We start from the raw sequence: 21,684 nt of genomic DNA, 5'->3' as shown, positions 1-21,684 counted from the left end.
CACCTTACTCACCCAGATATTTTTTTCTGTTTCTGGTTACAGGTCGCTCCTAGCGAAATTTAGAGCGAGAAATCCCCTGACGACGAGCGCCATAAATTGGTTCCGTGATGAGGGGATTTTTTATAGGCGGCATACAGGTGTATGCCGCTAGAAATGAACTTCTACTTATTTAACTGGTTTTAGGTCCAGTACGTGCAGTAGACGCTCTGGGATACCAGCCCAAATGTTTGGACGGCCCTTAGGATTTTCTTCGTTCCACCAACCAGTGAAGCGCTTCGTGTTGTATTGGTACATGTAAGCGCCAGACAACACAGGAATAGTTACTTGATCTTCTGCGATGATTTTTTGGATACCGTGCGCGATTTCTAGCTGTTCTTGCTTATCAGCCGTTTTGTAGAAGCTGTTAAGTAGTTTGTCTAGTTCTTCGTTTTTGTAGAAGTGCATCGCGAAACGAGGCATACCGTCGCCAGACTGTAGCTTTGAGTTGTAACCGCTATCCCAGTACAAGTGTGGATCGGCACCGTGGAAGTAGTTTGTGTATGCTACGTCATAAGTACCTTCAAGCATTGCTTGGTTGTACACCGAGAAGTCTGGTGTACGAGCACGTGCTTTGATACCAACTTCTGCTAGCTGCTCAACTGCCAGTTGTACTGTGTTGTTAAAGTCTGTCCAGCCATTTGGAGATTGAATTAGAAGCTCAAAAGACTTACCTGATGGTGTGTCTACAAAGCCATCTTTGTTTACATCTTTAAAGCCAGCTTTAGCTAGAAGTTCTTTAGCACCTTCAACATTATACGTGTTGTAGCCTTTGTATTTGTTGTGCGTAGCTTCGTCAGACCAAGCTTCGAATGCGTAGCCTAGACCTGAAGCGAAGTCATTCACCGTACCACCACCGTAGAAAGCGATATCAATGATAGTTTGACGGTCAAGTGCCATAGAGAACGCACGACGGAAGTCGACGTTGGTCAGTGCTTCGCTTTTCGCAGCATCTGGGTTTTTGAAGTTCACCACGAACGCTTGCGTACCTGATGGCGGGTACCAGTAGTGGTGGCTAGGGCTGGCTGCTGCGTATGTGCGGTCGATGTCTGGTACGAAAGAAGAAGTCCAGTCCATTTCACTGTTTACGATTTTCCCTAGGAATTGGTCGTTGTTCGCGATTTGTGGTACGCGTAAACAGTCAACATCTAAGTTATCCGCATCCCAGTAGTTCGGGTTTTGACACTGGATGTAAAGCTGAGGAGTGAAAGTATCAATGACAGTAAATGGACCTGAACCTACAGGGTTTTCATTTGTGAATGTTGATGGATCTTTCACTTTGCTCCATACGTGCTCAGGTACTACAGGTACTTTAACAATTTCGTAAGGAACGTTTGAGTTTGCTTCTGTTAGACGGAATTTAACTTGGTAGTCATTAACTTTTTCTACGCCAGTGATCCAAGAGTTGATGCCTGATTGGTCTAGCTCAGGTTTCTCTTTTACCAGATTGAAAGAGTAAACCACGTCATCAGCAGTAAACGCCTGACCATCAGACCACTTCACGCCCTTACGAATATCGAAAGTCACGCTCATCAGGTCGTCAGCCATTTGGAAGTTTTCTGCTAAACGAAATACAGGAGTGTTACCGTGCATTTCGTTGAAAACAACAAGAGGCTCGTAAATAAAGTCAGTTGTTGTGTGCAGGTTGGTTGCACCCAAGAAAGGGTTAAAGTTACGAACAAAGGTTGTCAACTCTTTAGGGTGGATAGTCAGTTCACTGCGTTCAGCCGCAGTTGCTACCGATGCAAAACCTGTAGTAGCTGTAGCAATAATTGCTGTTGCTAGTGCTGTTTTTTTAATATTGGCAAGCATAGCTGTTCCTTACTGTTTGCTTCATTTCACTATATGGAATTGAATGTCATCAATTGATAAACACTCGCCATGACCCACCTCTAGTGTTATTGCAACTTAAGCTTTCACCTTCATCACATGTAGAGTGGCCTGTAGGTCTTCGGCAGGAGTAAGAAAACACCTTATCCTTAAAATAATCAAACCCGCATCCCGTTAAAAACGTCAAAAAAGGTGGATATCACGTTATAAACGTTACTTTGTTTGCTTTTGAACCAAATCTGGCTAAAAATCAAACCTTGATATGCGTCGCAGTTTATATCCTTAATAGTAATGCGTGTTAGTGATTACTTACTTGTTGCGCTTTATTATAAATGGCATTTATTTAATGAAGTGCGTTAGGAGATCTCGATCACGCACGCTTTTCATGTTAATTCATAAGGTGAAATTTAATCTGCCGTTCTGTTGTGATTGACTTCGCAATCTGTGTCATTAGTTTATAAACTTATGCTTTAAATGATGGAATTTTCACCTTTTGTCATTTTGTGTATTGGTGAATATTATGCTTTTTTTACTAAGTAAATAAAGAGAGTTGTAATGATCATTACTGTGAAATAAGACCATATGAATATGGTCCAAAACACCGAGGTCATGTCTGGATAATAGCGTCTGAAATAGCTAAATTGAGCCCCTGCCTACTGAGCTTTACTCTGTTGGGTGAAGGGTATGACGGTTTTGCTGGTGGGATAGGTGGCAAGCCCTTTTAGTCCGGTTTATATTCACTTAGAAATAAGCGATTGAACGCCGGAACAGAAGTAGCCCAGATATAAAAAGCCCCCAACAATTGGTGTTCAATTGTTGGGGGCTGTTCAAATGAAGTGCGGTAGTAGATAACACCGCTAGCTGGTAAGTAACCTTTGCAGCTTGTCACGCTGCGCTTCAATATAAGCACGCTCCGGACTTTGTTCTTTACAGTGCTCAAGGATGAACTCGATAGAGCTTAAAACCGTTCTCCAGCGTGGAGTTTTAGGTAAGGTTTCAATGCGCATGTATTTATCTAGAGTACGGGTTTGTAGCGTACTTCTATCAAGGTAAACGCGCCAAAGACCACTTTGCTCGGCAAAGGTAAACTTACTTTCTCCAGTGACAGACTCCCAGTATTCCAAAGCATGTGTCATCGCTTCGACCAGTACTTCACGCATAACTTCCTGTTTGTCTTTTTTATTGCCTAATGCTTTGTCTGCCAGTCGAGTGAATTCGCCTCCAAGCTCTTTAAGCTTCTGTAGCTGTTCTTTGTCGCCGTCAAAGGCATAGCGAGAAAGTACCTCCACTGCCGTTTCCAGGTTGTGAATGCGCGCTGTATTTGCGCCTCCACCGACATTAAATATGTACATAACGTCTAGGCCGGAACCTTCTGGAAGCTTAAGGATGTCCGCTTCAATATTTTGGCGAATGTCCTCGATATAAATATCAATTTTCCCGCAATAATGTGGCTGCTTAACGGTCAGAAATTTTGGAGCAATCAGCTCATCGGCAGACGAACGTTTAATTTGCTCTAAGCTACGTTTAAACAGCTTACATGCGGCTTCGTTGGCAAAACGAACACGTTGATCTTCGCGCAAGCAAATAATCGCCTCAGGAGCGGACTCAAGCTGCTCTAGCAGACGCCCCTGAGTTTCAAGCAAGCTCGCTTCTACTTCAGCTCGTTGACGAAGTTCCGACTCAAGTACTTTATTCTCAATATGACGCATCTCTGCTTTACTTGCGGTCAAATGAGCTCTAATTCTGGCTGCAAGCTCTTGTTTGTTAAAAGGCTTCGACAAATAATCGTTTGCTCCGGCTTCAAAGCCTCTAACTCGGTCCTCAGTTTGACTTAAGGCGGTTAGCATAATGATTGGCAGCTCAGCATGATCAAAGGTTTGACGCAATTCATTACATACTTGATAGCCACTCATTCCTGGCATCATGATATCGAGCAGCAGAAGTTCCGGCTTTTCTTGCTCGACAAGAGCAAGTGTTTCAGGGCCATCTGAAACGGTTCTTACACGATAGCCTTCTAAGCGTAAAAAGCTTTCAAGTACTCGTAGGTTGACTGGTTCATCGTCTGCTACATAAAGTAGCGGACCATCTGGGTTTTCTGGTAGCGATAGGTCTTCTGTGTTCTCAAGGTTAACTTCTGGAGCCTGGAAGTGCCCACAGGTTGCCTGCGTCTGTGTTGCTAGGATCTCTTCTTCACTGGCGAGAGGCAGAGTGAAGCTGAATGTGGTCCCTACCATAGGTTGGCTGCTGACATATAAGGAGCCACCCATTAGCTCAATCAACTGGCGGCTAATTGATAAACCTAACCCCGCACCTTGACGATAGCGACTTTCATCCTGTCCTGCCTGAATTAAAGGCTCAAAGATGTGCTCAAGGTGCTCAGCAGGAATACCTTGTCCGGTGTCGACCACTTGAACGCGAACTAAATCGTCTACGACTCCTGCAGAAATAACGATCTTACCTTCAGAGGTGTACTTAATTGCGTTTCCTATCAGATTGTAAAGCACCTGTTCAAGTCGTTGTGGGTCCGCTGAGACTGCTTTGAGATCATTAGGTACTTGATTGATGATTCGAATAGTCTTGTTTCCAAGTAAATGACTCGACAATTCCAGCACCAATCGGGTTGAACTTGCCAGGTTAACAGCCGACTTCTGGATGTCCATGCTACCGTATCGCATTTTATGGTAATCCAGTAAGTCGTCGACCAGGTTAGCCAAACGTTGGCCACTTTTAATAATTATATCGAGCTGATACTTCTGGTTTGCCGGAATTGTACCGTTGGCTCCGGATATCAAGGTTTCTGCAATACCGACCATGCCGTGCAAAGGCGTACGCAGTTCATGAGAGGTCGTTGCCAGAAACTCATCTTTTAGCTTGTCTGCCAGTTGCAGCTCGTCATTTTGTTTTTGAATTAAGCGGATGTTGCTTTCCAGCTCTTCATTTTGCTTCTTGATCGTCTGAATTTTTTCACGAATGGAACGTTGCATGCGCTCAAAACTGATGGCTAAGCGACCAATTTCGTCTTTTCTAACGGTATCAAATGTGTTTTCGTCCAGATCGCCTGCTGATACTCGCTCTGCCGCCCAGGTTAATTTAAGCAGTGGCGAGGTGATGAAATTCGATAAATAGTGCGAGGCAATTACAACCAGTATGATCGCCGTAAGCATCGCAATGACGAAGAGTTTTTCCAGCTGGTGAATGCGAGAAAAGGCGTCTTTTTCTGGTAACTGCACGACCAACGCCCAATTAACACCACGGGTTTTAACTGGCGCATAGGCGGCGATAATGGCTTCATCGAGCCCGTTTGTATAAGTACCTACGCTCGTTTGACCTGAAAGTGCCTGAGTGATGACCTCCATACTGTTTTGGATATCATCTAGCTTGGTGTTAATGGTTCGAGGTTGTTGATCTCCTCCGACTAATAGCGTCTCAATCGATGACTCGCGGTTTTTGTCTGCGACTAGCTTTGTGATGCCGTTATTTGGCAATCGGAACATGGCATAGCTATGGAGATATCCTTGTTGAACGATAGGAGCGCCAAGCCACGCGACTTGCTTGCCATTTTCAAGTTCAAAGTCAGAGATAAGGATTGGAGTGTAGTCTTCGTTTACTTTACGGCGCTCGCTGACATCATTGGCCAAGCGCTGAAACGCTCTACCTAGCGCAGCATCTTTATAGCGGCCAGTGAGAAGATTAGTGCCGTAATTGTCGTCTTTTTTGATTGAGTAAGTAACGTTACCGTTGATATCGACTAAAAGTATGTCATTGAAGTCAGAGCGTTTTAGAAGTTCTGAATAAGCCCAATGATAGCGCTTGTGTAACAGGCGATAACGCTCGCTCCCGACAAAGTTAGATGACTCCGGCAAGATTGACGTTTTTGTCTGATCGCCACTGCCTTCAATATAACGTTGCTGTGCATTTTGACGTGACTCTTCAATGTCGTTTCCTAAGCGACTGAACGCATTGACTAAACCATAAAAGCGTCCACCGCTGGCATAAGCTAACTCCGAACGGACAAAGCCCATTACTTCGGTTTCGCGTGCTTCAAAATAGTCAATAATTTGCTGCTGTTTGGTATCTCGTACAGACAGCAGGTGCGACGTGCTCTGTTCTTGCAGATCTTGACTGTGTGACTGCAGGAAAAAAAGCGCGGTAATGGTTAGAGGCGTAAGGCTGAGGACAAGAAACGCAGTCATCAGCGTACTTTGTAGACGCTTAAACTTCTGTTTTTTGTAGAATTTGAACATGGATAAGATTGCAACTCATAAAGGGCAGCAAAAAGTTTACTTATTGCTACCAAGGTTCTCGTTAAAAACGGATAAGACGTTAAATTCGATAGAAATAACAAAATTAACGAGTTTTTTTTCTTTGACAAGAAAGTTGATTGCAAAGCGTGCAGAGTCACGCAGTTTTTTTATGTTTGATGAGTTTTTAGCGGAAAATCGCGCAGGTTGTCGCCTGCGCGGAGGAGAGTTAAGACTTTTTAGCGTAATAAATTGAGAATTTTTTCGTCTTATTTAGCGTCTCGCAATTATTGAAAGCGCTTTCAATAATTGGCGGATACTTCAAGAAACTGTTTGCCACGATAATCATTTCCCCTTGTCTTTGAAGGTATCGTGGCGCATCACCAAGTAAGCTTTCTGCAGCATTGTAATTTGTATCGAGGCCACTATGAAAAGGCGGATTACTGATGATAAATCGGTAGTCGTTTGCCGTATCTGAATAAATGTCAGAAGCAAACACTTTACCTTCTAATTCATTAGCTTGCAGTGTTGCTTGGCTGGAGGTAATTGCATAGGCGTTGATATCGCACATTTCAATTTCTATTTCAGGGTTGGCTTTCGCCATAAATGCGCCAAGCACGCCAGCACCGCAACCAAAATCGAGAACTTTACCGGACAATGGCGGTAAGGTTTCCAATAACAGCTGGCTACCTAAGTCGAATTCACCATGGCTGAATACCCCAGGTAGGCTTTTCACTAGCAGTGATTGGTTGCCTAAGCTGATAGTGTAGGACTTAAACCAGTCGATCTGATTAAATGGCGCTGGTTCGTTTACGCATTGACCCCAGTAAAAAGAGCAGCGACGGGCGGAATCGTATTTGTTGATTGGGCCGTAGTCTTTGAACATTTTTTCGATACTTTTTACACCAGAGCGGGTTTCTCCAACGACCACGATTTCAGTATCGACACCAAGTTTCGCCATGAGCATTGCCAGTAAGTATTCGGCTTCTGCTTTAGCTTTGGGCCAGTAAAGTAACACCATGTCTGCTTGGGTATCGACGTTATACTCTGAACCAAAGTGGCTTTTGATCTTGTCAGATGTACGAATTTGACGGTAATAGCTGTAGTTAGAAGTAAAAACTTCAACAGACTCACAGTAGGAGGCCAGCTCAAGAGGGAATAGGTCTTCAACTTCACCGGCGACTAAAACATGCTTTCCATTGAAGTATTCCAGCTGGCGTTGCGCTATTTGACTTGGAGCGATATAAGCAGACATAAATTTTGTTCGTCAGAAATAATTAGGGCCAGATTTTCTCACAATCTGGCCCAAGCTTGAAGTCATTAACGAGTAACTAGCTGTTGTCTTGATCGTTGAGGAAGTCTTTAAATTCCTCTTCATAGATATTAAATAGCACCATAGTGATGGCAAAAATCAGTGGGCCATAAATCAGGCCGATGAGTCCAAACAATTGCAGACCACCCAATAGTGAGAAGAAAATCATTAAGGTGTTCATGCCAGAACTGCCTTGCATCAGCAGTGGGCGCAATAAATTATCAATTGAGCCAACAATAACCACACTCCACGCCGTTAGGAAGATAGCCCAAGTAGTATCACCTGTTAGGAAAAGGTACCCCGCCGCTGGTATCCAGATTAAAGCGGTACCTACAACTGGAATGAACGAGGCAAAGCCCATCATAGTACCCCAGAATAGTCCCGGGAAACCGGCGAGCCACATGCCAATCCCACCAGCCATACCTTGTGCTATTGCGGTAAGAAATGATCCCATTACTGCTGACTTTGATACCTGCTCAATTTCGGTCAGAATTTTGTCTTCCTGACTACGTGAGAGGGGAAGTATATGCCGAATGGCGGATATTATTTTGTCGTGATCGCGCAACAAAAAGAACAGGACAAACAGCATAAGGAAGAAGTCCATTAAGAAGTTTGTCGCATCACCAAGTATTTTTGCGCTGATGGTGACTAAGTTTGAACCAAATGATGTGGCGAACTGGGCAATTTTTTCCGCAATGGCTTTTGGCTCTACTTTATCGAATGGTAAGTACTCATTCACCAACGCTAAAGCCTTGACAACTAAAGGGTGCTGGAAAATATCCTGAATTCCGCCATTCGTTACCCACTTATAAGTATTTTGTGAAAATAATGAGCCTTGCTGAACGATAGCAGCAAAAACAAACAGAAGCGGAATCACAATAATAAAGGTCAGAACCACACAAGAGAGTAAAGAAGCCATGTTCCTATGCTTTGGTATCTTTTGCTCAAACCATTCGTGTATAGGGAACATGAGTAATGAAATGATGAATGCCATTACGATCGAGTTGATGTAAGGTTCGACTAATAAGTAGCAAGCAAAAGCAGCGGCGAGCAGAGCGACCATTAGAACGCGATGACTCGACGTGATTTTCACATTGTTTGGCATAAGATAAGTCCAAATTACGGATGATATTTACGGTTTCTAGCTTATAACGCGGGCTGTGAACCTTTATTACGGTATGTGCTCGCGGTCTTATAATACCGTGCAATTAGAGCCTAGTAGCATACCTTGTTATAATGACGACAAATCAGTCGGTTATCAATCAGGAGATGTAAAATGGGTTGTTGTAATGGTGACAAGTCGTGTCAAAATGAGAAAAAAACCAGCCGCACTCCGTGGTTAGGTATTGTGGTTGGTATACTCGTTGTCTTAGTTATTTTGAATTGGCAGTAAAAAAGGACCATGAAGGTCCTTTTGAGATTTGTCGTTACTGCCTTTGCTGAATTATTGTGCTTCAGCAGCCAGCGTTGCAAAACAGCGGTCTGCTGCTTCTAGTGTGGCATCGATTTCTTTTGAACCGTGAGCGAGAGATGTAAAGCTTGCTTCAAATGCTGAAGGTGCAAGGTAAACGCCGTGATCAAGCATAAGGTGGAAGAATCGTTTAAAGCGTTCAACGTCGCACTTTGTCACGTCTTCGTAGCAAGTTACGCTATCTTGATCGGTGAAGAAGAAGCCGAACATGCCACCCACTTGGTTTACCACCAACGGAATACCATGTTTTTCCGCCAGAGATTTAAAGCCATCTGCTAGCTGCTTCGTTTTTGAAGCCAGACGTTTTTCATTGCCTTCTTCTTTTAGAAGACTCAAACAAGCAAAACCTGCTGCCATCGCTACTGGGTTACCAGATAGAGTACCTGCTTGATATACAGGACCTGTTGGTGCGACATATTGCATTACTTCTTTACGACCACCGAAAGCACCAACTGGCATACCGCCACCGATCACTTTACCTAATGTTGTTAGGTCTGGTTTGATGTTGTAGTGTGCCTGAGCGCCGCCAAGTGCAACACGGAAGCCTGTCATTACTTCATCAAAAATCAGTAGAGCACCTTCTTGATCACAGATTTCACGCAGTCCTTCATGGAAGCCTTCTACTGGCGGAATACAGTTCATGTTGCCAGCTACAGGCTCAACGATGATACAAGCAATTTCACCTTTGTTTGCAGCAAATAGCTCGCGAACTGAATCCAGATCGTTGAATGTTGCAGTTAGTGTATGTTTAGCAAAATCTGCTGGAACACCCGGAGAGCTTGGTTGGCCTAGAGTCAACGCGCCAGAGCCTGCTTTTACTAGCAAGCTATCAGCGTGACCATGGTAACAACCTTCGAATTTCATGATCTTGTCGCGGCCAGTGAAACCACGAGCAAGGCGAATCGCACTCATGGTTGCTTCGGTACCAGAGCTAACCATACGGAGTTGTTCCATTGACGGTACAAGTTCAGAAACCAGTTCTGCCATTGAAATTTCTAGCTCTGTAGGCGCACCAAAGCTAAGGCCGCGTTGTGCAGCGTCGATCACGGCTTCACGAATTACAGCGTGGTTGTGACCAAGGATCATTGGCCCCCAAGAACCGACGTAATCAATATACGCCTTACCATCGGCATCAAAAATCAGAGCACCGTCTGCTCGTTCGATAAATAGCGGAGAACCGCCTACGCCGTTGAATGCACGAACAGGTGAGTTTACACCGCCTGGAATGGTTTTCTGGGCTTTGTCATACAGTTCTGATGATTTGGTCATGGGGTTATCCTCTTTTGATTGCTCGGACCAAGTGGTGCGCATTGTACCTAGCTATAATCAACTTAGAAACGTTTTGCTTAATTTATGTGTTGTTTCGCAATGTAATTTTAACTATCCGATATAAAGAATCGGCGGTGAATACTTGAACGAGTTGGTCAGGTATTAGATAATCGTATCCAATAAGCACAAATTTGACGTCTTGCTTCAGGCTCGACGCATTACACGAGTGAGAGAGGTTTTTCGTGAGCGAAGTAAACGTACCATTATCTTTTTCCGATGCTGCAGCATCTCGCGTTAAAGCGCTGATTGCAGAAGAAGAAAACCCAGCATTGAAACTGCGCGTATACATCACTGGTGGTGGCTGTAGCGGTTTCCAATACGGTTTTACTTTCGATGAGAACGTAAATGATGGTGATACAACCATCGTAAATAGTGGTGTAACACTGGTTGTTGACCCAATGAGCTTGCAATATCTTATTGGCGGCATCGTGGATTACACTGAGGGGTTAGAGGGAGCACGCTTCTTCGTAAATAACCCGAATGCAACGACCACTTGTGGTTGTGGTGCATCATTTAGCGTTTAATATCCCGTATAAGTTATTCATAAGGCTGCATTTTTGCAGCCTTTGTTTTATGTATTGATGAATTTCCTGAAATTGCGACGTAGTTAAGAATCCAAGCCGCTATTATTTTCTTTTTAGAAGGTTAATTCGTATCATAAATTATTCGACTAAGATTGATTTGTATATTGAATTAATTCTCGCAACATTACTTATTGCAAGAGATTATTATGGCTAGCTTCCCCTTTACGCGATTTTTCGCTAAACGACCTTATATCGTGTCGTTGCTCATTATTTTAGTAATGTCAGCTTGGTTAGGACTTGGTTCACTTCAAGCCGACGATGTGTCACCACAGCGTGCATCGCAAGATATTCCTCTGGCAAAAGTCTCCTACCAAACATTTACCGCACAAAATACCTATAAAACGATCGAGTTGTACGGCCGTACCGCACCAGACAGACAAGCTAATTTAGGTGCGGAGATTGCCGGTAAGATCATTGCGCTTAAGGTTGAAAAAGGGGAGTCGGTTAAGCAAGGACAAGTGATAGCGCAAATTGATAAAGGCGATCTCGATATCCAATTGGAGCGCGCGCATGCACTACTCAAAGTCCGTGAAAAGGAGTTCAACGCGGCAAAATCTTTAAAAAATAAAGGACTACAAGGGGAGGTCGCATTCAGTAATGCAGAAGCTTCTTTAGTAGAGGCTCGAGCGCAAGTCACTAACGCTAAGATTGCGTTGAGAAATACCAATGTAATCGCACCGTTTAGCGGTATTCTCGATCATCTATTTATCGAAGTGGGTGATTTTGTCGGTGTTGGCGATCCGGTTGCGACGATTATAGATCTCACTCACTTGGTGATTGAGGCGGACGTCAGTGAGCGCCATATTCAGGACTTGTCATTAAATCAGCCTGCAAAAGTTAAGTTTATTTCTGGTGACACGGTTGAAGGCACGGTGAGTTATGTTTCACGGGTGTCCTCACCAGCGACTAACACCTTCCCAATTGAAATCCGACTACCAAATCCTCAACAGTTGATTCCTGCAGGGATAAGCACCGAGGTTGATTTAAACCTCAAACAACAATTAGCGATCAAGTTAACTCCAGCGATGCTGGCACTTGATGAAGCCGGTATTTTAGGTGTCAAAGTACTAGAAAATAAAAAAGTAAAATTTATCCCCATTCAATTGGTTAAAGCCGAACAAGATGGTGTTTGGCTGACAGGGCTGGGGGATAGAGTCGACATTATCACCACAGGTCAGGGTTTTGTACGTGACGGTGATGACGTGATTGCCGTTAAGCAAGAATTGTAAGTGGGGTTGATATGTTACGTTTGATCGACGCCGCTTTATCACGCGCACGAACGATGATGGTACTGCTGGTCTTTGTTCTGATTTCTGGCGTGCTTACCTATCTGACGATTCCGAAAGAATCGAGCCCTGATATCACCATTCCAATTATCTATGTTTCTGTTAGCCACCAAGGTATCTCACCTACCGATGCAGAACGCTTGCTCGTGCGTCCGATAGAGCAGGAGTTGCGTTCTATCGAAGGGGTTAAAGATATGACCGCAACCGCATCTGAAGGGCATGCGTCGGTAGTGCTGGAGTTTAGCGTTGGCGTAGACCTTGATCGAGCCATGGCAGAAGTGCGTGATGCGGTTGACTTGGCAAAGCCTAAATTGCCCGCCGATAGTGATGAGCCTACCGTCAATGAAGTCACTTTAGCGTCTGAAGAAGCCGCTTTATCGGTGGTGCTTTACGGAACCGTTCCGGAAAGAACCATTGTACATCTTGCGCGCCAATTAAGAGACAAGCTGGAGAGCTACAGACAGATCCTGGAAGTGGATATCGCGGGTGACCGAGAAGACATCGTTGAGATCATCGTCGATCCGTTGTTGATGGAAAGTTATGGTCTGGATCAGGCGAGTATCTATAACTTGATCGCGTTAAATAACCGTGTGGTGGCGGCGGGGTTTGTTGATACTGGTTACGGCCGATTTTCGGTCAAAGTACCGTCGGTGTTTGAGACGCTAAAAGATGTGCTTGAGTTGCCAGTTAAAGTCGATGGTAAACAAGTCATCACCTTTGGTGATGTGGCGACGGTAAGGCGTGCATTCCGTGATCCGGAAAGCTATGCACGTTTGGATGGTAAGTCCGCGATTGTGCTCGATGTTAAAAAGCGTGCGGGCGAAAACATCATCGAGACCGTAGATCTAATCAAAGCGGTGATGGCCGAAGCTCAAAATCAAGAGCAATGGCCGGATAACCTGCTGGTGAAATACACGAGAGACCAGTCAGATGATGTCAAGATGATGCTCAACGACCTACAGAACAACATCTTGTCGGCGATCATCTTAGTCGTAATTGTGATTATTGCGATTCTCGGTGTTCGCACAGCGCTACTGGTCGGTATTTCGATTCCTGGTTCATTCCTCACAGGCTTGCTGGTGCTCTCCGTGTTTGGCCTGACAGTGAACATTATCGTCTTGTTCTCGCTGATAATGGCGGTCGGTATGCTGGTCGATGGGGCGATAGTGGTCACCGAGTTTGCCGATCGTCGCATGCAGGAAGGAGCGCCGCGTAAAGAAGCGTATCGAGACGCTGCAAAGCGCATGGCTTGGCCGATCACGGCTTCGACAGCGACGACGTTGGCAGCCTTTGCTCCGCTATTGTTCTGGCCGGATGTTACTGGCGAGTTTATGAAGTATCTTCCGCTGACATTGATCGCGACGTTGGCCGCTTCGTTGGCGATGGCACTGTTATTCGTACCTGTGCTCGGTAGCCTTATCGGTAAACCTCAAAACGTCTCGCCTATCCAACACGAGAAAATGCTGGCTCTGCATGAAGGCGATTATGACAAAGCTACGGGTATTACTAAGCTGTATTACCAGACGCTGAATGTTGCGTTGCGTCACCCGTTAAAGATCTTGCTGAGTGCTATCTTACTCTCGGTCGGCGTTGGTTTTACTTACGTTAAAGCGGGATTAGGTGCAGAGTTTTTCCCTGAAGTAGACCCACCATTTTTTACGGTTAAAGTGCGCTCGTACGGTGATTTATCTATCGATGAGAAAGACCAAATCATGCGCGATGTTGAATCGGTGATGTTGGGGCATGATGAGTTTGAAAGTGTTTACACCAAAACAGGTGGCGATGATGAGATTGGTTTAATCCAGATCACGCCTGTGGATTGGCAGTATCGTCGTAAGGTGAAAGCCATTATCGATGAACTGAAACAAACCACAGACCAGTATGCTGGGGTGGAAATTGAGTACAAGTTTCCAGAGGCGGGGCCACCAACTGAGCACGACTTGGTTATTGAAATGTCTGGTTCAACGCTCAGTGGCTTAGACGAAGGCGCGAAAATCGTTCGTCATTGGGCGGATGCTTACCCTGCATTTACCAATATCAGTGATAACTCAAGCAAAGACGGTATTGACTGGCAGATCGATATTCGCCGTGATGATGCCGCTCGCTTCTTAGCAGATGCGACATTAGTTGGTAACACAGTGCAGTTTGTTACCAACGGCTTAAAGTTGGGAGATTATCTGCCGGATGACTCTTCTGAGGAAGTCGATATATTAGTGCGCTACCCAGAGGATAAGCGTGATATTGGCCGCTTTGATCAGTTGCGGGTCAAAACCGCTGCTGGACTGGTTCCGATCACCAATTTCGCCAGCATTATTCCTGAACATAAACAGGATACGATCCGTCGTGTCGATGGGCATAGAGTGATCAGCGTGTTTGCAGACATTAGAGAAGGTTACAACCTGACGCTTGAGCTGCCTAAAGTTGAAGAAGCGCTCAAAGAGTTAACCTTGCCTGAGGGAGTCGAGTTTAAAATCCGAGGTCAGAACGAAGAGCAGGAAAATTCCTCTGCTTTCTTACTCAACGCATTTATCGTGGCGCTGGTTGGTATGGCTCTGATCTTAATTACTCAGTTCAACAGTTTCTACCAAGCGTTTCTTATTCTGAGTGCGGTATTGTTTTCTACGGTTGGCGTTTTTGCGGGCTTGTTGATATTCCAGAAACCTTTCGGTGTGATTATGTCGGGTATCGGCGTGATTGCATTAGCGGGTATTGTAGTGAATAACAACATCGTCTTAATTGATACGTACAATCAGCTGCGCAAACGAGGGTTGGATAAGCGTGATGCAATCCTAAGAACAGGTGTGCAGCGTCTGCGCCCGGTATTACTGACAACGATCACGACGATTCTTGGCCTGCTGCCAATGGTGCTGGAGATGAACATCGATTTGATTAATCAGAAAATCGAATTCGGTGCGCCAAGCACCCAGTGGTGGTCTCAGTTAGCAACCGCTGTTTCAGGTGGGCTTGCTTTTGCTACATTGCTGACGCTGGTGTTAACTCCCTGTCTGCTTATGCTAGGCAAAGAGCATTCTTCTGATGAGATGATTGGATCAGAAAAAGAGGTGATATAAATCGCCTCTTTCCCTGTTCGAGCCGCTTACTTCATGGTTAGAAGCTCGCTGTATCGGTCGAGCTTAGCCATGTTGATTTTCGCATTCGCTAAGAAGGTTTGTCTTGCTTGCCCAGTTAACGATTTTGATTGAGGTAAATTAACCGTGCGTGGGTTTTTGTGCACGCCGTTAACCAGGAACTCATAGTGTAGGTGAGGGCCGGTCACTCGGCCTGTACCACCTAACGTACCAATGGTTTGGCCCTGCTTAACACGCTGACCGGTTTTAACGGTACGTTTGGTTAGGTGCAAATACTTGGTAATGTAGGTATTACTGTGTTTGATGAACACGTAGTTACCATTAAATTTGTTGTATGACGATTTTTGCACCACACCATCACCTGCGGCCCAAATTGGCGTACCCACTGGAGCTGCATAGTCTGTGCCTCGGTGAGGACGAACTTTACCCGTGACAGGGTGCAGACGGCGAGGGTTGAAGTTTGAGCTTACACGACGGAAGTCCAATGGTGCGCGTAAAAACGCTTTCTTCATTGCTCGACCATTTTCATCGTAATACTTACCTGATTTTTCATCCAGAATCGCAGTGAAGGTATCTCCCTGGTTTTTGAACACGGCCGCGATGATTTTACCGCGTCCAATCACTTCCCCTTCGACAACCTCTTCCTGATACAGGACTCTGAACGTGTCGTTCTTACGAATATCTAATGCAAAGTCGATATCCCAGCCGAAAATTCCCGCTAACTCCATAATTTGGTTAGCGTTTAAGCCTGAAGAAATGCCTGCATTCCAGAAGTTAGATTTGATGGTTGCTTCGGCAAAGTTGTATTGATAATCGACCTCTTTTTTGTCGATTTCAGAGACGTATTTGCCATCTTGTAGCTTGATTCGGAAGGTTTCGAATGCGCTCAAGGTACGTCGTAATTGAACTAAGTTATTGTTTTCATCAAAGCCGAATTGCAGCCTGTCGCCAGGTCGGAGACGGGTTAGCTGCTGTTCCACTTCTTTATCTGAGGAAACCAGCTCATGCAGAATGCGCGCTGATAGACCGACACGGCTAAAGAGAATGGCCGCACTTTCACCATTTTTAACTTTGTAGGTCTCCCAGCGTAAAACCGAGGAAGTAGACGATGTCCCGTTTAATGTCGTCAATTCCATAGAAATTGGCACAGGATAATATTGCCCCACTTTTAAGCGGCTTTGCTGAGGGTTAAGTTCTTGCGGATCGGGTAAAAAGAATAGTGCGAAGATGATTAGCGCACTAAAAAAACCGATCAATACTTTGTGCAAGAGTGGAAGTCGGACAAAAATCGAATGCATGACGTACTTGTTTGCTAAATTAAACATAAAAAATGACAACTACCTAGTCTAACGTGTTTCAAAATGCATCGCTATTCAAGTAATATGTCCAGCTATTATATTTTGCCAAATCTGTGGGAGTGAACAAGAATGGCGAGCATTGAAGCTGCACTAGCCGAGATTAAGCGCGGTGTTGAAGAGCTGATTCCAGAAGAAGAGCTGATCGCAAAACTAAAAGAAGGTCGTCCTCTACGTATTAAGTTGGGCGCGGATCCAACGGCACCTGACATCCACCTGGGCCATACGGTTATTTTCAATAAGCTTCGCTTGTTCCAAGAGTTAGGCCATGAAGTGACGTTCCTGATTGGTGACTTTACTGCAATGGTTGGTGACCCGACAGGTAAAAACTCAACTCGTCCACCACTTAGCCGTGAAGACGTACTGCGTAACGCAGAAACGTACAAAGAGCAGGTGTTTAAGATTCTAGACCCAGCAAAAACTAAGATCCAATTTAACTCAGAGTGGCTTTCTGAACTTGGTGCTGAAGGCATGATTCGCCTGGCGGCTAACCAAACCGTTGCTCGAATGTTAGAACGCGATGATTTCAAAAAGCGTTACACAGGCGGCCAGCCAATCGCTATTCACGAGTTCATGTACCCATTACTGCAAGGTTGGGACTCAGTGGCAATGGAAACCGATGTTGAGCTTGGCGGTACCGACCAGAAGTTCAACTTGCTAATGGGTCGTGAGCTACAAAAATCTCACGGTCAGAAGCCTCAGGTTGTACTAATGATGCCTCTTCTTGTTGGTCTGGACGGCGAGAAGAAGATGTCTAAGTCTGCGAACAACTACATTGGTATCAGCGAAGCACCAAGCGAAATGTTCGGTAAGATCATGTCGATCTCTGATGATTTGATGTGGAGTTACTACGAACTTCTGTCGTTCCGTCCGCTGGAAGAGGTTGCTCAGTTTAAGGCTGATGTTGAAGCTGGTAAGAACCCTCGCGACATCAAAGTACTGCTTGCGAAAGAAATCATTGCACGTTTCCACAGTGAAGCTGACGCTGATGCGGCGGAGCAAGAGTTTGTTAACCGCTTTGCTAAAAACCAAATCCCTGATGAAATGCCAGAATTTGAGTTCGAAGCAGGTCGTCCGGTAAGCAACCTACTGAAAGAAGCGGGTTTATGCCCATCATCTTCAGACGCGATGCGCATGGTTAAACAGGGCGCGGCTAAGATTGACGGTGAGAAAGTGGCAGACAGCAAATTCACACCAGAAGCAGGCACTTACGTATTCCAAGTTGGTAAACGTAAATTCGCTCGTATTACAATTCAGTAATTATTAACTGAGCAAAATGAAAGCGCCGAATAGGGCGCTTTTTTTGTTTAAAACAAACGCAAAATATTAACAAAGCCAGACTGTAAAAAGTGAGTAACTTTGCTACCATACGCTCGCTGCTAACAATGGCAGCGTTATCGGAGATTTACATGAACAATACCGACCATCCTCCCAGTTGTTGGGTGAGTAAGATTAAGGGAGCGAAATAACCCGCTTCGGTATTGGCGATCTCCGCCTTACCTGAGTGGTGAGGCATCTTTTCAAGTTTCTTCTTATTATTTCCTTCATAAATTCTGAATAGACTGTGCGATTGTGAGCGTGATTGCGCGTATCCTAATTTACCTGTTTCGGTAAAGGATGAGCTGAGTCATTTTTGCATGCGTAGTTGATGGTCGTTACCAATGCCAATCGGGAGATTCGCCATGACGGTAATGAACAACACTTTTATTGAAACAACACCAAACTTCTCTGCAGTCGAAATTGGTGCGGCTCGCAATGCGTTTTTGCAGTACGAGCGAGATAAGCAACTGCAGTTACTCTCTATCATGCCTATTGATGAGGCGGTGGGGATTTTACAACACTGTTCCGTTGCTTATGTGAACAGCCTTATTGCTCAGTTAGAGCAAGCGGGGCATGACAAGCGTGCTCGTCATTATGCGCACCAATTGGGTTTGCATATTTCTGAAGTGGATACGCCAGATGGTTATTTGTCTGCTGGCGTATTTGAGCATGTGAAGCAACGTATTGGCTGGATAATTGCGCTTGCTTTACTCGGTATCGTATCGGGATTGATCATCGCTCAATATGAAGATACGTTGAGCCAACTGGTTTTACTTGCAGTCTATATGCCTGTTATTGCTGCTGCTGGCGGCAATACTGGCACACAGGCCGCAACCTTGGTTATTCGGGCTCTCGCAACAGGAGAGCTGAAAAAACGCCAGTGGTTAGCGGTACTTTGGAAAGAAAGCCGAGTCGCGTTATGTCTCGCTTTAGCTATCGCTATCGTGATGGTCGGCCGAATTCTGCTGTTTAGCGGCGGACAACCTAATGGCGGATTTGATTTGGTAGACATAGCATTAGCGATCGCTGTGGCTCTGTTTATCCAAGTAACAATTTCTACCACGCTTGGTGGTCTACTGCCTATCATAGCGCGAGCATGCAATTTGGACCCAGCCGTGTTGGTGAGCCCCGTGCTTGCTTCAATCGTCGATATTTCAGGGATGTGGATTTACTTCACGGTAGTGAACTACTTCTTAGGCATCGCCTGACTAAAGTTCACAACATCGCTATAAAATAACTTTTCAAAGCTAGTAATAGGGGCGACAGCAGGCTTGCTTCCGTCCCTTTTTTCTGGGAAGTAATCAGAGACAAACTGAACAAAGATAGTATTCGGCTTGCCGTTTTTATCTAGCCCATATCCCGCCATATTGTAAGTCCCATATAACGAACCACTTTTGGCGATCAGTTGTCCTTTAATCGGTGCATTACGCATGCTTTGTCGATACTGAAGCGTACCCGACTCCCCTGACTTTGGCATAATTGCAATAAGGTTGAGCTGTTTCTCATTCTTCCAGATGTAGCGCAGTATCTCTGCCATTTTGGTTGCGGATATTCGATTGTTTCTCGAAAGCCCAGACCCATCTTCCAGGCGTGCTTGTCGAATGTCGACCCCCGTATTCGCGAAGATGATTTGTTTTATGGCTTCTGTGCCATTGACGAAACTGCCGGGTTGAACAAAAAATTTCGCGCCAAGTGTTTTAGTCAGCGTATCGGCGATCAGATTGTCTGAGCGTTTTAGCATCTGATCCAGTAAAACAGACAATGGCTGAGACTGATGCAGTGCGAATAGTTTACGCTGTTTCTTAGGGGCGGAACCTACCTTTATTCTGCCTTTAAGTTCAATATTGAGTTGGGCAAGCAACGTTGCGATCTTTTTGCTGGTATACATTTCAGGGTCTTGGACCGCGAACTTTAGAGGCAACGGCTTTTCTCTCGCGACGAGACAGCCATTTAACTCATAACGATTGTCAGGGTTGGGCAGAAGGTCTAAATCACAGTGACGACTTTTCTGAACGGCCCTTGTTACCGTTTCTACAGAGCTTTTTACATGGATTGGTTGATGTTCGGGAACAAACACCCGAGTTCCACCATCTTTTTGTGTGTAAATGGATGCTTGTACACAATTTTTATTTAGTGTGATGGCGGACGCTGGAGCACTATAACACACACCAAGAATATCCCATGGCCATCCGACGGCGCGGTTATAACCAGTAAACACGCTGTTATCGAGCCACAAGTCACCTTCAATACGTTTTAAGCCATTCTTTTTCGCGAGGGTTAGAAGGTCTTTTAAATCTTTGGTTTGTAACGTTGGATCGCCAACAAAGGTGATCACTGCATCTGATTTAGAGGCTTCTAGTTTAGTACGAAATCTAAAGCTATCACCCAGTTCCAACTTGGCTGCTAAAGCGGTCACTATCTTGAGCGTGCTGGCTGGTGGAAATAGCTGCTCGGTAGGGTGAATACCAGAAAGCTCTGCATTATCAGTGAGTTTTTCAGCAACCAGACTAATCCGTGCGCCTTCAGGTAGCACCTCTTGATGTGGGTATGCTTGTGTGGCTAACGGACATAGCAGTGAAAGGAAAAATAGGGACCAACGTAAACGCATAGAGACACTTTCTGACGTGAGTTATGTAGTTGAGTATATCCAAGTTCCCCCAAGATGCTAGGTGAAGGAGAAATGGTTTTCTCATCAATTATTAATGAGACAATAATAAGGAAATGAAGGGCACGGTTTGTTAACTGACGATAAAAAAATGCCCGCAAGATGCGGGCATTGAGGATTCAAGTCTAAGACTGGAATTAGAAGTCGTAACGTAGACCTAGGGCTAGCTCGTCTTCTGCGTCGATCTTAGTTGCTGTTGTTTTAGTACCAGTAGAACCAAACTTGTCGCCAGAGTCGATTAGGTTAAAGTTGTATGAAACGTAACCGCGGAAGTTAGGCTTGAAGTAGTACGACGCGTCAAGAGCGATGTTGTCTGCAGAAGTTTCGTCATTTGTCTCTGCGTTGTTGTACGATGTTGTGAACACAGTTTGACCAACAGTGTAAGCACCTGCTAGTTCGTAACCTGTGTAGTCAACCGTACCTGCAAAATCGTCAGTCATCTTCTCACCGTCTGTGAATACACCTGCGAAGTATAGATCGCCCATAGTGTAAGATGCTGCAAGCATGTACTCGTTAGCTTCGTCTTGATCTGCGTAACCAGCACCTAGCTCAAGGCCAGTGTTTGCTACTGCGTAGATTGCAGATAGAGAGTAACCGTCTTGGTCGTTGTCTGAGAAGTCACCGTTAGCGTTTTCTACACGGTCTGCGAAGCGGTAGCTTGCTTTAACGCTTAGGTTCTCGAATTGACCTTTGTAAGACATCATGTTGTCTGCACGGTCAGCCACTGCTAGTTTGTCAGCTGCTGAGTTACCGTGGTAAGCCATGATATCTGTGAAATCTGTGATAACGCCTAGCGCACCTTCGTTTTTACCGTAAGAGAACTCACCCCAAGCGCCGCCTAGACCAGCGTATGCAAGACGAGTGTCTAGAGAGTCTTCACCGCTGATGTCTTTGCCATCTTCGTCAAAGTCAGCAGTAGTAAACTCACCTTCCCAGAAGCCAACGCCGTATAGGTTGTCACTTACTTGCTGTTTGCCAAGGAAGTTTAGACGGATGCGAGAGTTGTCTTGAGCGTCGCCGTCTTTCATAGATAGACGTGCTTCAGCGCGGCCACCCATTTCTAGAGAAGTGCCATCTTGGTTGTAAAGTTCCGCTGCGTTTACGCCAGTTGCCATTGCTGCTGCAGATACAGAAAGAGCAATTAGAGTCTTTTTCATCTTATTTGT

14 protein-coding genes are annotated in these 21,684 nt (G+C 45.1%); 6 read left to right on the top strand and 8 right to left on the bottom strand.

The genetic code is table 11. The features are described 5' to 3' along the window. Nucleotides 1–165: 165 nt before the first annotated feature. Nucleotides 166–1,848 (bottom strand): ABC transporter substrate-binding protein, encoded by a 1,683-nt coding sequence (locus VEJY3_RS12825; protein ID WP_014232909.1) that lies wholly within the window; start codon nt 1,846–1,848, stop codon nt 166–168. Nucleotides 1,849–2,723: 875 nt separating this feature from the next. Then, a complete protein-coding gene (locus tag VEJY3_RS12820) occupies nt 2,724–6,110 on the bottom strand; it encodes a response regulator (protein WP_014232908.1) in 3,387 nt (1,128 codons plus the stop codon). Here VEJY3_RS12820 and VEJY3_RS24835 point away from each other — a divergent pair. After that, a complete protein-coding gene (locus VEJY3_RS24835) occupies nt 6,109–6,363 on the top strand; it encodes a hypothetical protein (RefSeq protein WP_231113027.1) in 255 nt (84 codons plus the stop codon). The two genes, VEJY3_RS12820 and VEJY3_RS24835, sit on opposite strands and share 2 nt — an antisense overlap. Here the strand turns inward: VEJY3_RS24835 and rsmC are convergent. From rsmC to hemL, 3 genes are all read right to left on the bottom strand, one after another. Continuing rightward, on the bottom strand, nt 6,337–7,362 hold the full coding sequence (gene rsmC, locus VEJY3_RS12815; protein WP_014232907.1) for a 16S rRNA (guanine(1207)-N(2))-methyltransferase RsmC: 1,026 nt from the start codon (nt 7,360–7,362) through the stop codon (nt 6,337–6,339). The two genes, VEJY3_RS24835 and rsmC, sit on opposite strands and share 27 nt — an antisense overlap. Before the next feature lie 76 nt (nt 7,363–7,438). Beyond that, nucleotides 7,439–8,524 carry an AI-2E family transporter gene (locus tag VEJY3_RS12810; RefSeq protein WP_014232906.1) on the bottom strand — a complete coding sequence of 362 codons (1,086 nt, stop codon included), beginning with the start codon at nt 8,522–8,524 and terminating at the stop codon, nt 7,439–7,441. A gap of 339 nt (nt 8,525–8,863) precedes the next feature. Beyond that, entirely contained in the window at nt 8,864–10,159 is a 1,296-nt protein-coding gene (gene hemL / locus VEJY3_RS12805; protein WP_014232904.1) for a glutamate-1-semialdehyde 2,1-aminomutase, read from the bottom strand. A 242-nt stretch (nt 10,160–10,401) separates the two neighbouring features. Here hemL and erpA point away from each other — a divergent pair, with 242 nt between their 5' ends. The 3 genes from erpA (at nt 10,402) to VEJY3_RS12790 (ending at nt 15,160) form a co-directional block, all read left to right on the top strand. Then, on the top strand, nt 10,402–10,743 hold the full coding sequence (erpA, locus tag VEJY3_RS12800; protein WP_014232903.1) for an iron-sulfur cluster insertion protein ErpA: 342 nt from the start codon (nt 10,402–10,404) through the stop codon (nt 10,741–10,743). Nucleotides 10,744–10,949: 206 nt separating this feature from the next. Next, entirely contained in the window at nt 10,950–12,032 is a 1,083-nt protein-coding gene (locus tag VEJY3_RS12795; protein ID WP_014232902.1) for an efflux RND transporter periplasmic adaptor subunit, read from the top strand. Nucleotides 12,033–12,043: 11 nt separating this feature from the next. Beyond that, the gene (locus tag VEJY3_RS12790; RefSeq protein WP_014232901.1) at nt 12,044–15,160 is read left to right on the top strand and encodes an efflux RND transporter permease subunit; all 3,117 of its coding nucleotides are present in this window, start codon (nt 12,044–12,046) and stop codon (nt 15,158–15,160) included. 26 nt (nt 15,161–15,186) lie between these two features. Here VEJY3_RS12790 and VEJY3_RS12785 read toward each other — a convergent pair whose 3' ends face one another. Further along, nucleotides 15,187–16,476: a peptidoglycan DD-metalloendopeptidase family protein gene (locus VEJY3_RS12785; protein ID WP_014232900.1), complete on the bottom strand. Its 1,290-nt coding sequence runs from the start codon at nt 16,474–16,476 to the stop codon at nt 15,187–15,189. A 129-nt stretch (nt 16,477–16,605) separates the two neighbouring features. Between VEJY3_RS12785 and tyrS the strand changes: the two genes are divergently transcribed. Both tyrS and VEJY3_RS12775 read left to right on the top strand, forming a co-directional pair. Then, nucleotides 16,606–17,793, top strand: a complete 1,188-nt coding sequence (gene tyrS, locus VEJY3_RS12780) for a tyrosine--tRNA ligase (RefSeq protein ID WP_014232899.1) — start codon at nt 16,606–16,608, stop codon at nt 17,791–17,793. A gap of 422 nt (nt 17,794–18,215) precedes the next feature. Beyond that, nucleotides 18,216–19,061 (top strand): magnesium transporter, encoded by an 846-nt coding sequence (locus VEJY3_RS12775; RefSeq protein ID WP_014232897.1) that lies wholly within the window; start codon nt 18,216–18,218, stop codon nt 19,059–19,061. Here the strand turns inward: VEJY3_RS12775 and dacB are convergent. Together dacB and VEJY3_RS12765 are read right to left on the bottom strand one after the other, a co-directional pair. Beyond that, on the bottom strand, nt 19,040–20,461 hold the full coding sequence (gene dacB / locus VEJY3_RS12770; RefSeq protein WP_014232896.1) for a serine-type D-Ala-D-Ala carboxypeptidase: 1,422 nt from the start codon (nt 20,459–20,461) through the stop codon (nt 19,040–19,042). The two genes, VEJY3_RS12775 and dacB, sit on opposite strands and share 22 nt — an antisense overlap. Nucleotides 20,462–20,655: 194 nt before the next feature. Beyond that, nucleotides 20,656–21,675: a porin gene (locus tag VEJY3_RS12765; protein WP_014232895.1), complete on the bottom strand. Its 1,020-nt coding sequence runs from the start codon at nt 21,673–21,675 to the stop codon at nt 20,656–20,658. Nucleotides 21,676–21,684 lie beyond the last annotated feature (9 nt).

The sequence above is a fragment of the Vibrio sp. EJY3 genome, assembly GCF_000241385.1.
Taxonomy (GTDB): Bacteria; Pseudomonadota; Gammaproteobacteria; order Enterobacterales; family Vibrionaceae; genus Vibrio; species Vibrio natriegens.
Note: the sequence above shows the minus strand (reverse complement) of the source record. Positions and strands in the feature narration are given on the sequence as shown.

What these genes read in the sequence shown, in the direction of transcription:
- VEJY3_RS12825 (WP_014232909.1), bottom strand. Translation starts at nt 1,848, where the DNA reads ATGCTTGCCAATATTAAAAAAACAGCACTAGCAACAGCAATTATTGCT.
- VEJY3_RS24835 (WP_231113027.1), top strand. Translation starts at nt 6,109, where the DNA reads ATGGATAAGATTGCAACTCATAAAGGGCAGCAAAAAGTTTACTTATTG.
- VEJY3_RS12820 (WP_014232908.1), bottom strand. Translation starts at nt 6,110, where the DNA reads ATGTTCAAATTCTACAAAAAACAGAAGTTTAAGCGTCTACAAAGTACG.
- rsmC (WP_014232907.1), bottom strand. Translation starts at nt 7,362, where the DNA reads ATGTCTGCTTATATCGCTCCAAGTCAAATAGCGCAACGCCAGCTGGAA.
- VEJY3_RS12810 (WP_014232906.1), bottom strand. Translation starts at nt 8,524, where the DNA reads ATGCCAAACAATGTGAAAATCACGTCGAGTCATCGCGTTCTAATGGTC.
- hemL (WP_014232904.1), bottom strand. Translation starts at nt 10,159, where the DNA reads ATGACCAAATCATCAGAACTGTATGACAAAGCCCAGAAAACCATTCCA.
- VEJY3_RS12795 (WP_014232902.1), top strand. Translation starts at nt 10,950, where the DNA reads ATGGCTAGCTTCCCCTTTACGCGATTTTTCGCTAAACGACCTTATATC.
- VEJY3_RS12790 (WP_014232901.1), top strand. Translation starts at nt 12,044, where the DNA reads ATGTTACGTTTGATCGACGCCGCTTTATCACGCGCACGAACGATGATG.
- VEJY3_RS12785 (WP_014232900.1), bottom strand. Translation starts at nt 16,476, where the DNA reads ATGCATTCGATTTTTGTCCGACTTCCACTCTTGCACAAAGTATTGATC.
- tyrS (WP_014232899.1), top strand. Translation starts at nt 16,606, where the DNA reads ATGGCGAGCATTGAAGCTGCACTAGCCGAGATTAAGCGCGGTGTTGAA.
- VEJY3_RS12775 (WP_014232897.1), top strand. Translation starts at nt 18,216, where the DNA reads ATGACGGTAATGAACAACACTTTTATTGAAACAACACCAAACTTCTCT.
- dacB (WP_014232896.1), bottom strand. Translation starts at nt 20,461, where the DNA reads ATGCGTTTACGTTGGTCCCTATTTTTCCTTTCACTGCTATGTCCGTTA.
- VEJY3_RS12765 (WP_014232895.1), bottom strand. Translation starts at nt 21,675, where the DNA reads ATGAAAAAGACTCTAATTGCTCTTTCTGTATCTGCAGCAGCAATGGCA.